This window comes from Escherichia sp. E4385, from assembly GCF_963883145.1.
Classification (GTDB): Bacteria; Pseudomonadota; Gammaproteobacteria; order Enterobacterales; family Enterobacteriaceae; genus Escherichia.
Genome location: NZ_CAWOOJ010000011.1, coordinates 234,240 through 249,857 on the forward strand (window position 1 = coordinate 234,240; position 15,618 = coordinate 249,857).

Annotated in this window: 15 protein-coding genes; 8 read left to right on the forward strand and 7 right to left on the reverse strand. The window is 50.0% G+C overall.

Annotation, left to right across the window (positions count from 1 at the left end; translation table 11 throughout):
- Nucleotides 1-42: 42 nt before the first annotated feature.
- Nucleotides 43-1,689, forward strand: coding sequence for a class I fumarate hydratase (gene fumB / locus AACS80_RS11035; RefSeq protein WP_130209333.1), 1,647 nt, complete (start codon nt 43-45; stop codon nt 1,687-1,689).
- Between the two features lie 137 nt (nt 1,690-1,826).
- Nucleotides 1,827-3,230, forward strand: coding sequence for a class II fumarate hydratase (fumC, locus tag AACS80_RS11040; protein ID WP_130258959.1), 1,404 nt, complete (start codon nt 1,827-1,829; stop codon nt 3,228-3,230).
- On the opposite strand, the gene tus is transcribed toward fumC, so the two are convergent.
- The 3 genes from tus to rstA all read right to left on the reverse strand — a co-directional run bounded on the left by tus (nt 3,227) and on the right by rstA (nt 6,255).
- A complete protein-coding gene (tus, locus tag AACS80_RS11045) occupies nt 3,227-4,156 on the reverse strand; it encodes a DNA replication terminus site-binding protein (protein WP_130219049.1) in 930 nt (309 codons plus the stop codon). The genes fumC and tus overlap by 4 nt on opposite strands.
- Before the next feature lie 74 nt (nt 4,157-4,230).
- On the reverse strand, nt 4,231-5,532 hold the full coding sequence (rstB, locus tag AACS80_RS11050; RefSeq protein ID WP_135410690.1) for a two-component system sensor histidine kinase RstB: 1,302 nt from the start codon (nt 5,530-5,532) through the stop codon (nt 4,231-4,233).
- Between the two features lie 3 nt (nt 5,533-5,535).
- A complete protein-coding gene (rstA, locus tag AACS80_RS11055; protein ID WP_130209325.1) occupies nt 5,536-6,255 on the reverse strand; it encodes a two-component system response regulator RstA in 720 nt (239 codons plus the stop codon).
- A 128-nt stretch (nt 6,256-6,383) separates the two neighbouring features.
- Here rstA and AACS80_RS11060 point away from each other — a divergent pair, with 128 nt between their 5' ends.
- Nucleotides 6,384-6,719 (forward strand): GlpM family protein, encoded by a 336-nt coding sequence (locus AACS80_RS11060; protein WP_135410691.1) that lies wholly within the window; start codon nt 6,384-6,386, stop codon nt 6,717-6,719.
- On the opposite strand, the gene folM is transcribed toward AACS80_RS11060, so the two are convergent.
- The 3 genes from folM to ydgH form a co-directional block, all read right to left on the reverse strand.
- Nucleotides 6,716-7,438 carry a dihydromonapterin reductase gene (gene folM / locus AACS80_RS11065; protein WP_130209321.1) on the reverse strand — a complete coding sequence of 241 codons (723 nt, stop codon included), beginning with the start codon at nt 7,436-7,438 and terminating at the stop codon, nt 6,716-6,718. The two genes, AACS80_RS11060 and folM, sit on opposite strands and share 4 nt — an antisense overlap.
- Before the next feature lie 37 nt (nt 7,439-7,475).
- Entirely contained in the window at nt 7,476-8,858 is a 1,383-nt protein-coding gene (locus AACS80_RS11070; RefSeq protein ID WP_130209319.1) for an amino acid permease, read from the reverse strand.
- A 188-nt stretch (nt 8,859-9,046) separates the two neighbouring features.
- Complete coding sequence (gene ydgH, locus AACS80_RS11075; protein WP_130209317.1) at nt 9,047-9,991, reverse strand: DUF1471 family protein YdgH; 945 nt, start codon at nt 9,989-9,991, stop codon at nt 9,047-9,049.
- 521 nt (nt 9,992-10,512) lie between these two features.
- Here ydgH and pntA point away from each other — a divergent pair.
- On the forward strand, nt 10,513-12,045 hold the full coding sequence (pntA, locus tag AACS80_RS11080; protein WP_130219055.1) for a Re/Si-specific NAD(P)(+) transhydrogenase subunit alpha: 1,533 nt from the start codon (nt 10,513-10,515) through the stop codon (nt 12,043-12,045).
- A gap of 10 nt (nt 12,046-12,055) precedes the next feature.
- Nucleotides 12,056-13,444 carry a Re/Si-specific NAD(P)(+) transhydrogenase subunit beta gene (gene pntB, locus AACS80_RS11085; protein WP_130209313.1) on the forward strand — a complete coding sequence of 463 codons (1,389 nt, stop codon included), beginning with the start codon at nt 12,056-12,058 and terminating at the stop codon, nt 13,442-13,444.
- A gap of 24 nt (nt 13,445-13,468) precedes the next feature.
- Here pntB and tqsA read toward each other — a convergent pair whose 3' ends face one another.
- Nucleotides 13,469-14,503: an AI-2 transporter TqsA gene (gene tqsA / locus AACS80_RS11090; RefSeq protein WP_135410692.1), complete on the reverse strand. Its 1,035-nt coding sequence runs from the start codon at nt 14,501-14,503 to the stop codon at nt 13,469-13,471.
- 134 nt (nt 14,504-14,637) lie between these two features.
- On the opposite strand from tqsA, the gene AACS80_RS23960 reads away from it, so the two are divergent.
- From AACS80_RS23960 to mdtI, 3 genes are all read left to right on the forward strand, one after another.
- Nucleotides 14,638-14,808: a protein YdgV gene (locus tag AACS80_RS23960; RefSeq protein ID WP_130209309.1), complete on the forward strand. Its 171-nt coding sequence runs from the start codon at nt 14,638-14,640 to the stop codon at nt 14,806-14,808.
- A 101-nt stretch (nt 14,809-14,909) separates the two neighbouring features.
- Nucleotides 14,910-15,275, forward strand: coding sequence for a multidrug/spermidine efflux SMR transporter subunit MdtJ (gene mdtJ, locus AACS80_RS11095; RefSeq protein ID WP_130209307.1), 366 nt, complete (start codon nt 14,910-14,912; stop codon nt 15,273-15,275).
- Complete coding sequence (gene mdtI / locus AACS80_RS11100) at nt 15,262-15,591, forward strand: multidrug/spermidine efflux SMR transporter subunit MdtI (protein WP_130219061.1); 330 nt, start codon at nt 15,262-15,264, stop codon at nt 15,589-15,591. Before mdtJ ends, mdtI begins: the two co-directional genes overlap by 14 nt.
- The last annotated feature ends 27 nt before the right edge of the window (nt 15,592-15,618 follow it).

Sequence of the window (15,618 nt, forward strand, 5' to 3'; positions counted from 1 at the left end):
CCGCCCAGAGCATAACCAAACCAGGCAGTAAGTGAGAGAACAATGTCAAACAAACCCTTTCATTATCAGGCTCCTTTCCCACTCAAAAAAGATGATACCGAGTACTACCTGCTGACCAGCGAACATGTCAGCGTATCTGAATTTGAAGGGCAGGAGATTTTGAAAGTTGCACCAGAAGCGTTAACTCTTCTGGCGCGTCAGGCGTTTCATGATGCGTCATTCATGCTGCGTCCGGCCCATCAACAGCAGGTAGCCGATATTTTGCGTGACCCGGAAGCCAGCGAAAACGACAAGTATGTGGCACTGCAATTCCTGCGAAACTCCGATATCGCCGCAAAAGGTGTTCTGCCAACCTGCCAGGACACCGGCACCGCGATTATCGTTGGTAAAAAAGGGCAGCGTGTATGGACCGGTGGTGGCGACGAAGCGGCGCTGGCGCGCGGTGTCTATAACACTTACATCGAAGATAACCTGCGCTACTCGCAAAACGCGCCGCTGGATATGTATAAAGAGGTGAATACCGGCACTAACTTGCCAGCGCAGATCGATCTTTATGCCGTTGATGGCGACGAGTACAAATTCCTCTGTATCGCCAAAGGTGGCGGTTCGGCAAACAAGACGTATCTCTATCAGGAAACCAAAGCGTTACTGACGCCGGGAAAACTGAAAAATTATCTGGTTGAGAAAATGCGCACACTGGGTACGGCGGCGTGTCCTCCGTATCATATTGCGTTCGTTATTGGCGGAACTTCTGCGGAAACTAACCTTAAAACGGTGAAACTGGCTTCCGCTAAATACTATGACGAACTGCCAACGGAAGGGAACGAGCACGGTCAGGCGTTCCGCGATGTGGAACTGGAAAACGAATTGCTGATTGAAGCGCAAAATCTCGGTCTGGGCGCGCAGTTTGGCGGGAAATATTTCGCCCATGACATTCGCGTTATTCGCCTGCCACGCCACGGCGCATCCTGCCCGATTGGTATGGGCGTCTCCTGTTCTGCTGACCGTAATATCAAAGCGAAGATTAACCGTCAGGGGATCTGGATCGAAAAACTGGAACATAATCCTGGCAAATACATCCCTGAAGAACTGCGTAAAGCGGGAGAAGGCGAAGCGGTACGCGTTGACCTTAACCGCCCAATGAAAGAGATCCTCGCACAGTTGTCGCAGTATCCCGTTTCTACACGCTTATCGCTTAACGGCACGATTATCGTCGGTCGTGATATCGCTCATGCCAAACTGAAAGAGCGGATGGATAACGGCGAAGGGCTGCCGCAGTATATTAAAGATCATCCAATTTACTACGCGGGTCCGGCCAAAACGCCGGAAGGTTATGCCTCCGGTTCTCTTGGCCCAACGACTGCCGGACGTATGGATTCTTACGTCGATCAACTGCAAGCGCAGGGCGGCAGTATGATCATGCTGGCGAAAGGTAATCGCAGCCAGCAGGTGACGGATGCCTGTAAAAAACATGGCGGTTTCTATCTCGGCAGTATCGGCGGTCCTGCGGCAGTGCTGGCGCAGGGGAGTATTAAAAGTCTGGAATGTGTTGAATATCCGGAACTGGGAATGGAAGCCATCTGGAAAATCGAAGTGGAAGATTTCCCAGCGTTTATCCTGGTGGATGATAAAGGAAATGACTTCTTCCAGCAGATACAACTCACGCAGTGTAGCCGCTGCGTGAAATAAGCAGCCGCCCTTCGGGGCGGCTTTTTTACATGGCACGAAATACCAAACATTTGTTATCAAATAGTAAATAATGAGTGAGCTAAAAGTTGCTTAGCGTAAGCAAAGAAGAAAAAAATTAATCAGGTGAGGAGCAGGCCATGAAAACAGTACGCAGCGAAAAAGATTCGATGGGTGCGATCGATGTCCCGGCAGATAAGCTGTGGGGCGCACAAACTCAACGCTCGCTGGAGCATTTCCGCATTTCGACGGAGAAAATGCCAACCTCACTGATTCATGCGCTGGCGCTAACCAAGCGCGCAGCGGCAAAAGTTAATGAAGATTTAGGCTTGCTGTCTGAAGAGAAAGCGAGTGCCATTCGGCAGGCGGCGGATGAAGTGCTGGCGGGACAGCATGACGATGAGTTTCCGCTGGCTATCTGGCAGACCGGTTCCGGCACGCAAAGCAATATGAACATGAACGAAGTACTGGCCAATCGGGCGAGCGAACTGCTCGGCGGTGTGCGCGGGATGGAACGTAAAGTTCACCCTAACGACGATGTGAACAAAAGCCAGAGTTCCAATGATGTCTTTCCAACAGCAATGCACGTTGCGGCGCTGCTGGCGCTGCGTAAGCAACTCATTCCACAACTTAAAACCCTGACACAAACTCTGAATGAGAAATCCCGCGCGTATGCTGATATCGTCAAAATTGGTCGTACCCACTTGCAGGACGCTACGCCGCTGACCTTGGGGCAGGAGATTTCCGGCTGGGTAGCAATGCTTGAGCATAATCTCAAACATATCGAATACAGCCTGCCTCACGTGGCGGAACTGGCTCTGGGCGGTACAGCTGTGGGTACTGGACTAAACACCCATCCGGAATATGCCCGTCGCGTGGCGGACGAGCTTTCGGTCATTACCTGTGCGCCGTTTGTTACTGCACCGAACAAATTTGAAGCACTGGCGACCTGTGATGCGCTGGTTCAGGCGCACGGTGCGTTAAAAGGATTGGCGGCGTCACTGATGAAAATTGCCAATGACGTCCGCTGGCTGGCTTCTGGTCCACGTTGCGGCATTGGCGAAATCTCAATCCCGGAAAACGAGCCGGGCAGTTCAATCATGCCGGGAAAAGTGAACCCAACGCAGTGTGAAGCGTTAACCATGCTTTGCTGCCAGGTGATGGGGAATGACGTGGCAATCAACATCGGCGGCGCTTCTGGTAACTTCGAATTGAACGTCTTCCGTCCGATGGTGATCCACAATTTCCTGCAATCGGTACGCTTGCTGGCAGATGGCATGGAAAGTTTTAACAAACACTGCGCGGTGGGAATAGAGCCGAATCGTGAGCGTATCAACCAATTACTCAATGAATCGCTGATGCTGGTGACCGCGCTAAACACCCATATTGGCTATGACAAAGCTGCGGAGATCGCCAAAAAAGCGCACAAAGAAGGGCTGACCTTAAAAGCTGCCGCCCTTGCGCTGGGCTATCTTAGCGAAGCCGAGTTTGATAGCTGGGTACGACCAGAACAGATGGTCGGCAGTATGAAAGCAGGGCGTTAATCTGCAACATACAGGTGCAGCCGGGGAATGATCAAACGAAGCGGCTGTGCCTGCGGTTTAAAACGATGCTGAACATTGTCGGCATCGTAATTTAACAGCTCACCAACGTCTGGCATGCCAGCGCCATTATCCCTATTAATCAGCGCGATAAGCGGTGTCGGGCAGGCGTGCTGAACTTGTTTTTGATCCCCCTTGTACCAGACACGGGCAATTGGCTGAACTTTCACCGGACGTTTGATTTTTAACTTCGCATCCTGTGGCAGGGCGGCAATATCCTGATACTCGCGTTCCAGTTTTCCCTGCCACTCCTCGCGCGTCCACGGTGCAACGCTACGTGGCGATTTCAGGCTCTTTTCCAACTGCGCCAGCACCTCATCACGATGCAAATTTTTAATGATATGTTTATTCGCCCAGCCAAAACGTAAAGTGGCGGGGTCGTGCAGAACGGTGAGCGTGCGATAAGCGTTAAGGGTAATCAGCCCCGGCAAATGACGATGTACCCATTCAAAACGCGCTGCCGTAGGCAGTTCTGACTCAACCGTGACGATATGCTCGAAAGTGGTTTTAAGTTGATTGATGCGCTGTATATGACTTGCCAGCGCCGTTTGTGAAAGGTTATCGACCTGATAGCACAACACGCCAGGCAGACGAACAGCCGCCTTGCTGCTGCGATTTTCGGACTGTTGTTGAATAAACAAATGGCGGAAATGACGCAGTGCCAGCGCCTGCGCTTCTTTCCCGAGATGTTGCTTAACCTCAATGCGATTAAGCGGATTATGCTCATCCTCCTTTTTGACCTCCGGTAACGAGAACACTCGGGCAACCAGCAACTTGTGTTGTTCAAGCTCAGCGGCAAACGCTGCCAGTTCTTGTTCCATCTGGCGAAAAGTCGTATTGAGTCGGTCAACAAGATCGTAACGGGCCATAAAATTACCACTTTAGTTACAACATACTTTATTTATAGCACATTGACGACAACTTAACCACCGTGCGTTTGGTGTCAGGCAGAAGTAAATTGCGGGATGTTGTGCCACAGTGGCCAGCTGAACGAGAAGCGGGCGCCCCCCAGTTCGCTGGTGTCACAATTGACCGTGCCGCCCATTGCCAGAGCGATGGAGTGGACAATCGCCAGCCCCAGCCCACAGCCACCAGTTGCACGGTCCCGACTGGGATCGAGGCGAACAAAGGGTTCAAAGATATGCTCGCGATTTTCTGCCGCAATTCCCGGACCATCATCTTCAACAATCAATGTTGCTCTGTTTCCTGCCAGTAGCAGGCTGGTTTCAACGGTTGAATGACAGTAGCGCAGGGCGTTGTTGAGCAAGTTATCCAACACGCGCTCCATTAAGCGCATATCCAGTGCCGCGTAATTACCTGGCGTGATCGTTTTTATCCGTACCGTTTTGTCGGGGGTCACGACCTGAATATCTTGCAGATGTGTTGACAGCCACAACGGCAGGTCTGGTTCGCTAAGATGCAGTTCATTTTGCGGGCGATCGAGCCGGGCATAAGTCAGCAGTTCTTCAATTAAGGCTTCCAGTTGACTGATATCGCGATTTAAGGCCTGGGACTCGGTGGCGTTCAGGTTGTCGCTCATCTCCAGCCGATAACGCAGGCGCACTAATGGTGTTCGCAGTTCATGGGCAATGCCATCAATAAGCTGCTTTTTACTGGCAATCAACGCGTTGATATTGTCCGCCATCTGGTTAAACGCCACGCCAAGTCGTTCAAAGCTTGAACCATCATCAAAGTGAATACGCTCATTGAGATGCCCATCGCCGAATCGTTGCGCCGCCGCTTCCAGTTTTAACATGTCTTTCCAGTGCGGACGCATCCAGATAAACACCGGAAAGGCGAGGGAGATGGCAATAAAGGCGATCAGCACGATATCCAGCAAACGCATTTGATGGAGGAAATAAAGATAAGGAACGGGACCCACGGCGAGAACGTAGTGGCTGCGCGGGATACGCTGTAAAAAGGTGTACTGATCATCCAGAGCAACAATCTCTCCGCCACGCAATCGGTGCATGGCGTTATTATCGAGATGATATTTACTCAGCGGCTCGACGCGCAGATCGAAAGAGAGATTTAAATCCATCTCCTTCAACGTTTTTCCCCAGTCGTGTGGAGGGATCTCGCGTAATTCGCTACGCATCAGATACAGCGAGCTGTTCATCAAATCATCCAGCGACTGTTTGCCTGCACGTTCGGCGGTAAATTTGTACACCAGGCCAACCAGTAGAGACATCACCAGAAAGCAGACAAACAGCAAAAGATAAAACTGGATAAACAGTTTTTTCATCGTTTATTCCCACGCATGAGGCGCAAAAAGATAGCCTTTGTTACGCACGGTTTTAATGCGGTAGGGTTCGGCAGCGTTATCGAGCAGTTTTTTTCGTAACCGCGAAATAGCTACATCCACGCTACGATCCAGCCCGTCATAACTGACGCCGCGTAAATTCTTCAGCAGCGCATCGCGGTCCATAATTTGTCCGGCATGGGTGGCTAGTTCCCATAACAATTCAAAATCAGCCGTCGAGAGTGAAATCTCATGGTTAGCAAGTGTCACTACGCGGTTGATGGGGTCGATAGTTAACGTACCGAAATGCAATGGTTTGTAAGGTGTCAGAGACGTTTCCTGAATACCTTTGGTCAGCGTCGCTTGTTCGTTCTGACGCAAATGTAAACGTAAACGCGCCAACAGAACAGCGGGGGGCGTTGTTTTGAGAATATAGTCGCAGGCGCCCATTTCCAGCGCCAGAATGTGGTTCATATCGCTATCGAGAGAGGTCAGCAGAACAATCGGTCCGGACCACTTTGCGCGTAAATCGCGGCAGATGGACATTCCGTCTTTGCCAGGCAGCATGATATCGAGCAGCACCAGATCCGGATTTTCCCGCAGAATTGTCTCTTCGGCATGGTCGCCGCGCGGTTCCACGGTAACCTGCATATCATGCTTTGCCAGGTACGCGGCAATCAGTGAACCAACTTCAGTGTCATCTTCCACAAATACGATAGTGTTCATATTATTCACGGCAGATATAAAAACGTCACAATACACCGCGCTGATTTTACTTACTATCAATCGTTTCTAAACAAGGTTGCATCGGGTATTCTACAGATGACTTGTTATGGAAGTGTTAAGGTAAAACAATGGGGCTGGTAATCAAAGCCGCGCTTGGTGCGCTGGTGGTGGTGTTGATTGGTGTATTAGCAAGAACGAAAAATTACTATATCGCCGGGCTGATCCCGCTTTTTCCGACCTTTGCGCTCATCGCGCATTATATTGTTGTCAGTGAACGCGGCATTGAAGCTTTACGCGCCACAATCGTTTTCAGTATGTGGTCGATTATTCCCTATTTTGTTTATCTGGCGTCGTTGTGGTATTTCACCGGAATCATGCGCTTGCCCGCTGCTTTTGTGGGTTCTGTTGTGTGCTGGGGGTTAAGCGCATGGGTGCTAATTATTTGCTGGATGAAGCTGCATTAACGCAAATGACGGCCGCCATCAAGCGGGAAACTGCGTCCGGTTACAAAGCAACTGGTGAGTAAGTAATCGACAAGGTCGATAACTTCTTTCTCACCAGGCGCGGTTTTCATCAGTGATTTATTCAGCGCCTGTTGGCGATATTCGGCATCATCATGCTCGTTAAACAGGATCAGCGATGGTGCAATAGAATTCACTTTCACTTCCGGTGCCAGTTTGCGGGCAAACGAACGGGTCATATTATCCAGTGCCGCTTTACTTGCAGCATAGGCAATATGTTTGTCGCTTCCGCGCTCCACCACATAATCGGTGAAGTGAATGATATCGCTGGCGGCGTGTCCGTGACCGCGTAGTAATCTTTCCAGCGCATGGTTGAGCAGGTAAGGGGTATTAACATGGATCTGCATCATGCAGGCCAGAACATCAGTCAGTGGCATACCTGGTTTTTCTGCCATCCACGCACTGGCGTTATGCAAAATGGCACGCAGGCCGTGGGTGGTTTTTAACACTTCATCGGCAAACGCCATCACGCCGTCGTTCGTTGAAAAATCAGCCTGAATACACTGCGCACCTGCATTAACCAGTCCATCAATGGCAGGATAGTGCGTCCGATAGCTGACAATCACCGGTTGCTTTTGATTAATGAAATGCCAGGCGAGAGCGAGGCCGATACGACGGCCTCCGCCAGTGATTAATATTGGCAAGGGCTGGGTTTTCCCCATCGTTAATCTCCTTTGCAAGCAAACGATGGGACGAAAGTTATCCCACCAGCATCCAGGTGGCCGGAACTGCGGCAATTAACAGCATGCCAATCAGCACCATTTCCTGACGATTCAATACATTATCATGTGTATGCGTTTTACGCGCGTACAGGAAGACCAGTAGCCCTGGCGCATACAAAACGACGGACAACAACAGGTGCATTGGGCCTGAAGCGTATAATAACCATAAGCCATAAATGCAGGCGCCGACACCTACCGCTTTATGCAGTGGACGAGTAGCGATTTTCAACAAGAATGCGCCAACCAGGAAATAGGGCACCAGAATCATCTCTGAGGCGATGGTCAGCAACGTGTTGTAATCAGAGCCGGTCAGCCAGATCAGCACCAGACAAATTTGCACGCAGATGTTGGTCAGCCACAGCGAGGCAGACGGCGCTGCTTGTGCATTCTGGCGAGCAAAAATACGCGGGAATGCCTTATGCGTCGCTGCCAGGAAGGGGACTTCTGCCGCCATAATGGTCCAGCTTAGATACGCGCCACAAACAGAAACGATCAATCCGGCAGCGATGATAATCTCGCCCCACGGCCCCATCATTTTCACCATCAGACCGGCCATAGACGGGTTACGAATCTCAGCCAGTTCAGGACGAGCAACCACCCCCAGCGAAAGCAGGGTGACCAATAAATAAACGCCCAGTGCAGAAAGCACTGCCAGAAGCGTTGCTTTGCCAACATCATGTTTATTCCGCGCCCGTGAAGAAACAACCACCGCACCTTCCACACCAATGAATACCCACAGTGTGATCAGCATGGTGTTTTTCACCTGTTCCCATACCGGCACGCCAAGCGCAAGGCCTGTAAAGTCGAGCTTGAAGGTGTCCAGTTTGAACATCATCATCGCCAGCACAATAAACAAACCAAGCGGCAATAATTTTGCCAATGTCGCCACCAGGTTAATGCTGGCGGCGGTTTGTACGCCGCGCAGGATCAAAAAGTGAACAATCCACAATAATGCCGATGCACCGACGATCGATTGCCAGGTGTTACCATCGCCAAACAGGCGTAGTTCCGGCGTATCGGTGAAGAAACTTAATGCGGAAAAGACGATAACCAGATAAGAGACGTTGGCGATAACCGCACATAGCCAGTATCCCCACGCGGAGCAGAAGCCGATTAACTCGCCAAACCCTTCCCGTGCATAGGTAAAAATACCGCCGTCAAGGTCGGGACGAATGCGTGTCAGGATCAGCATGGCAAAGGCCAGCAATAAGATGCCAGCGCCAGTAATACCCCAGCCGATGAGCAATGCTGCCGGGCTGGCAACCGCCGCCATATTTTGCGGCAGACTGAAAACACCCGCGCCCAGCATTGAGCTTAATACCAGCGCGGTGAGTGCGCTCAGTCCCAGTTTCTTTTCCATCGATATCCAGTGTTTAAAACGTGTTCAGAAGAATAAATATTAGGGCAAAACGCATAAAAATGGTGAATGCCACTAAAGCGCGGGATTTTACGAAGAGAAGTGGCGGCATGCAATGGTTGCGGGAAAATTTGTAGCTAAAAATCTGAAAGGCGGCATAAAGCCGCCTTAATGTGATACTGAATAGTTATTTATTTATACAGGTCTGCACTGATGGTCAGGTTGTTACCACGTTCCTGCCACTGGCGGGTGATGTGGTAATACTTAGCACCTTTCTTCGCGGCACGTTTAGCAACCTGGTAGGAGACTTCGGTCATGTTGCCGTAGTTACCCGAGAACTTAATGCTATCGAACGGAACCATCATTGCAGCGGTCGCTTTGTTCAGTTCTTCTACTTTGGTGCCGTCAGGAAGCGTGACAGTGTAACGTCCACCTTTTGAGGACTGAGTTTCAAAGAAACGACCAACTTCAGCACTTGGTGATGCAGTGGTGGCAACGCCCGGGATTTCAACTTTCTTCGCGGCTTCGCCACCTGCGGCCAGTGCCGCGCGACCAGCATCAGAATCCGCAGGGATCACATCCGGGCTCTGGACGATGCGTTTTTTAGCATCTTGTTTGTAAATGAACGCAGTAATACGCTGGTTGCCGCCCTGGTTGGCATCTATCTGGCGAACGATGTAGTAAGAGTAGGCACCTTTCGCTTTTGCTGCTTTGGTGATGGCATCGTTCACTTCCGGTTGGCTGCGGAAGAAGCCCTGGACGGTAACGGTGTCATACGGTTCGATCAAAACAGCCTGGTCTTTAGGCAGTTCAATAACGCCATTAAAAACGCGATTCTTATCAGCTTCTGCTTTTTCAGCATCGGCTTTATAAAGATCGGCAACTACACGCCAGTTACCGCTGTTACCGAAATCTGAAGTGTCGACAACATAAAAAGAGGCGGCGCCTTCTTTATCAGCGCGACGGGAAACGGCTTTAACCGCTTCACCAATGGCATTAAAACGACCGGTAACCACTACACGGTCAAAAGGTTTAACCGCTGCCGCTTGCTCCGGTGTCAGTTCTGTTGCTGCGTTAACGGAAAATGCCGTAGCAGAAAGCAGTGCCGACGCCAGGAGGGTGTTCTTAAGCTTCATAAAAATAATCCTTCGCCTTGCGCAAACCAGGTACTGGTATTGTTATTAACGAGAAACGTGGCTGATTATTGCATTTAAAGTGTGTAACTGTCTGCGTGATTTTTTCATATCAGACTTCTTGATTTGATTTTAAATCTGATCGAATGAGCATCGCGCTTAAAAAATAGCCACAACAACAGAAGAATGACTGAACTGGCTGAATTGTATAAGTTAATTTAATGTTAACTGGTGGCTGGCGTCGGTGAAATCTCATGTTTTACCTGATTATCAAAGACAATTATCGCCCATTATCCTGTGTTCTATGGTGTTTATCCCGCTATCAAGGCTGAATCGTTAATATTTTGCGAGTTCACGCCGAAATACTGATTTTTGACGCTAGATCACAGGCATTATTTTCAGTACGTTATAGGCGTTTGTTACTAATTTATTTTAACGGAGTAACATTTAGCTCGTACATGAGCGGCTTGTGTATCAAAAACACAGGCAAACCATCATCAATAAAACCGATGGAAGGGAATATCATGCGAATTGGCATACCAAGAGAACGGTTAACCAATGAAACCCGTGTTGCAGCAACGCCGAAAACAGTGGAGCAGTTGCTGAAACTAGGTTTTACCGTCGCGGTAGAGAGCGGCGCAGGTCAACTGGCTAGTTTTGACGATAAAGCGTTTGTGCAAGCGGGCGCCGAAATTGTAGAAGGGAATAACGTCTGGCAGTCAGAGATCATTCTGAAGGTCAATGCGCCGTTAGATGATGAAATTGCGTTACTAAATCCGGGAACCACGCTGGTAAGCTTCATCTGGCCCGCGCAGAATCCGGAGTTAATGCAAAAACTCGCGGAGCGTAACGTAACCGTGATGGCGATGGACTCTGTACCACGTATCTCACGTGCTCAATCGCTTGATGCGTTAAGTTCGATGGCGAACATCGCTGGTTATCGCGCCATTGTTGAAGCGGCTCATGAGTTTGGGCGTTTCTTTACCGGGCAAATCACAGCAGCAGGTAAAGTGCCGCCAGCAAAAGTGATGGTGATTGGTGCGGGGGTTGCAGGTCTGGCCGCCATTGGCGCAGCAAACAGCCTCGGCGCAATTGTGCGTGCATTCGATACCCGCCCGGAAGTGAAAGAACAAGTTCAAAGTATGGGCGCGGAATTCCTCGAGCTGGATTTTAAAGAGGAAGCCGGTAGCGGCGATGGTTACGCCAAAGTGATGTCGGAAGCGTTCATCAAAGCAGAAATGGAACTCTTTGCCGCCCAGGCAAAAGAGGTCGATATCATTGTGACCACCGCGCTTATTCCAGGCAAACCAGCACCGAAACTGATTACCCGTGAAATGGTTGATTCTATGAAATCGGGTAGTGTGATTGTCGACCTTGCAGCCCAAAACGGTGGTAACTGTGAATACACCGTGCCGGGTGAAATCTTCACCACGGAGAATGGTGTCAAAGTGATTGGCTACACCGATCTTCCTGGTCGCCTGCCGACGCAATCCTCACAGCTTTACGGCACCAACCTTGTCAATCTGCTGAAACTGTTGTGCAAAGAGAAAGACGGCAATATCACGGTTGATTTTGATGATGTGGTGATTCGCGGCGTGACCGTGATCCGCTCTGGCGAAATTACCTGGCCGGCGCCGCCGATTCAGGTTTCAGTCCAACCGCAGGCAGCACAGAAAGCGGCACCTGATGTTAAAACCGAAGAAAAATGTGCCTGCTCACCGTGGCGTAAATATGCGCTGATGGCGCTGGCAATCATCCTTTTCGGCTGGTTGGCAAGCGTAGCACCGAAAGAATTCCTCGGGCACTTTACCGTTTTCGCGCTGGCCTGCGTCGTAGGTTATTACGTGGTGTGGAATGTCTCCCACGCGTTGCATACGCCGCTGATGTCGGTTACTAACGCGATTTCAGGGATTATTGTTGTCGGAGCTCTATTGCAGATTGGCCAGGGCGGCTGGGTTAGCTTCCTTAGTTTTATCGCGGTGCTTATCGCCAGCATTAATATTTTCGGTGGCTTTACCGTGACTCAGCGCATGCTGAAAATGTTTCGCAAAAACTAAGGGGTAACATATGTCTGGAGGATTAGTTACAGCTGCATACATTGTTGCCGCGATCCTGTTTATCTTCAGTCTGGCCGGGCTTTCTAAACATGAAACGTCTCGCCGTGGCAACAACTTCGGTATCGCCGGGATGGCGATTGCGTTAATTGCAACCATCTTCGGGCCGGATACTGGCAATGTTGGCTGGATCCTGGTTGCGATGGTCATTGGTGGCGCGATTGGTATCCGTCTGGCGAAGAAAGTCGAAATGACTGAAATGCCGGAACTGGTGGCGATCCTGCATAGCTTCGTGGGGCTGGCGGCGGTGCTGGTTGGCTTTAACAGCTATCTGCATCATGACGCGGGAATGGCACCGATTCTGGCCAACATTCACCTGACGGAAGTGTTCCTTGGCATCTTTATTGGTGCGGTAACCTTTACCGGTTCGGTTGTGGCGTTCGGTAAGCTGTGCGGAAAGATTTCGTCTAAACCGTTGATGCTGCCAAACCGCCATAAAATGAACCTGGCTGCATTGGTCGTTTCCTTCCTGCTGTTGATGGTGTTTGTTCGTACCGATAGTGTTGGCTTGCAGGTGCTGGCATTGCTGATAATGACCGCTATAGCGCTGGTCTTCGGTTGGCATTTGGTGGCTTCCATCGGTGGCGCTGATATGCCAGTGGTGGTGTCGATGCTGAACTCCTACTCCGGTTGGGCGGCGGCAGCGGCGGGCTTTATGCTCAGTAACGACCTGCTGATTGTGACCGGTGCGCTGGTCGGTTCGTCGGGCGCGATTCTTTCTTACATTATGTGTAAGGCGATGAACCGTTCCTTTATCAGCGTCATTGCGGGCGGTTTCGGCACTGATGGTTCCTCTACCGGCGATGATCAGGAAGTGGGCGAACACCGCGAAATCACCGCAGAAGAGACGGCGGAGCTGCTGAAAAACTCGCATTCAGTAATCATTACTCCAGGGTATGGCATGGCGGTAGCGCAGGCACAGTATCCGGTCGCAGAAATCACCGAGAAACTGCGTGCGCGCGGTATCAATGTGCGCTTCGGGATTCACCCGGTTGCGGGGCGTTTGCCAGGGCATATGAACGTGTTGCTGGCGGAAGCGAAAGTACCGTATGACATCGTGCTGGAAATGGACGAAATCAACGATGACTTCGCTGATACCGATACCGTACTGGTGATTGGTGCCAACGATACGGTTAACCCGGCGGCACAGGACGATCCGAAGAGCCCGATTGCTGGCATGCCTGTTCTGGAAGTGTGGAAAGCGCAGAACGTGATTGTCTTTAAACGCTCGATGAACACCGGCTATGCTGGCGTGCAAAACCCGCTGTTCTTCAAGGAGAACACCCACATGCTGTTTGGTGACGCCAAAGCCAGCGTGGATGCAATCCTCAAAGCTCTGTAACCTCAACGGCCTCTACGGAGGCCGTCACTCTTTATTGAGATCGCTTAACAGAACGGCGATGCTTTGGCCTCCCGCCGTTTGCTCAAGTGCAATTTTGACAATAATCGTCAACGGCACAGAAAGCAGCATACCTACCGGTCCTAACAACCATCCCCAAAAAATTAATGACAAAAAAACCACCAGTGTGGAAAGTCCTAACCCGCGCCCCATAATGCGTGGTTCCAGAATATTGCCGAAGACCAAATTAATCAGCAGATATCCCGCCAGTACAAGTAACGCCTCGTAGAAACCATTAAACACCAGTACCTGAGCGATAGGGGGAATTGCTGCCAGAACTGAACCAATATTGGGTATGTAATTAAGCGCAAAGGCCAGCAATCCCCAGACAAAAGCAAAGCGAACATCCAGTGCAGCGAGCATCGCCCAGGCGACCAGTCCGGTGACGATGCTGATAGCCGTTTTTAGTACCAGGTAATGCGACACACTGTCAATCGCGCGCTGTATTGCCGCCATCCCGTCAACCGGACGCGCCATCATTTGCTGGAGTTTACCGGGTAGTTGTGGAACTTCGAGCAGCATAAACAACACCGTCAGCAACAATAAAAATATTGACGACATGGCATTAGATAACTGAGTCAGTAAGTTGGTGAGCAACGTCATTGCCGAGTTCGGATCAATGTAATGAGCCAGTTGGTCAACTGAGACATCAATACCCACGCGCTGTAATAAAGGTTCCAGAGCCTGCAGCGGTTTTATGATTGAGCTGCGATACTGTGGCAAAGTGCGGGTCAGTTCATTGAGTGTTGAACCGAGATAGGCCAGCATTAACACCATCGCCATCACGATAATGGTCATCAAAATTGACACCGCCAGTACGCGCGGCACTCGCCAGCGAACCATGCGTTGTACCAGAGAATTAAGTATTACCGCGATAAATAGCGAGAGGATAAAGGGGACGATGATATCGGCGGCAAACCGGATACCGCACAGAATAATGACCAGCATTCCCAGCATTATGACGATTTTTAGACCATTGAGCGTGATGATCGGCTTTGCCATGCTTATCCCCGTATATTCTTCCTTCGCTAATAATATTTTATTTTTAGCGGCGGCATTATAACGAAAATCAAACCACTCAGGTAAAGAAATGAAAATGTTTTGAGTTAATTCTTAAGCTATGATACAAATCAGACGTGTTCAACTACCGAGGACAATTATCATCCGCGATGACGAGAAGCAACACTGCGGATAATTGTAATTTTATGGACAATTTGTTCAGGACGTTATTTTCTACATTTACCCATCTTCGTACCTCATCCACTATCTTGCTCGCAGGTGAGCAGCACTGGCGCAACGCGCTTTAGTCTTTTCTTCTGCCGAAGCTTGCGCTATGCGCTGGGCTTGACCTCTTTACTTTCGCTGAATTAAGCGAATATTAAAATAATTCTCTTGCAGGAGAAGGACGATGTATTTTTATTGGATTTTATTAGGTCTGGCTATTGCCACAGAAATTACCGGCACGTTATCTATGAAATGGGCTAGCGTCAGTGATGGAAACAGCGGGTTTATTTTAATGCTGGTGATGATTTCTCTGTCATATATACTTCTCTCTTTCGCCGTTAAAAAAATTGCGTTAGGCGTAGCCTATGCGCTGTGGGAAGGTATCGGTATTTTATTTATTACGCTGTTTAGCGTTCTGTTATTTGATGAAAGTTTATCGCTGATGAAAATTGTCGGGTTAACAACTCTGGTTGCCGGGATTGTCTTGATCAAATCGGGTACACGTAAAGTGCGTAAATCTACGCTGGAGCAGAATCATGGCTCAGTTTGAATGGATTCACGCCGCCTGGTTGGCACTGGCGATAGTGCTGGAAATTATTGCTAACGTCTTTTTGAAATTTTCTGATGGCTTTCGCCGTAAAGTCTATGGCTTGCTGTCGCTGGCGGCGGTACTTGCTGCTTTTAGTGCACTATCCCAGGCAGTGAAAGGGATCGACTTGTCAGTGGCGTATGCGCTGTGGGGTGGGTTTGGTATTGTCGCCACATTAGCAGCCGGTTGGGTCCTGTTTGGTCAGCGGTTAAACCGCAAAGGCTGGGTTGGTCTGGTCCTGTTGTTAGCCGGAATGATCATGGTGAAACTCGCCTGATGTTTATGCTGCCCGTATTTTCGGGCA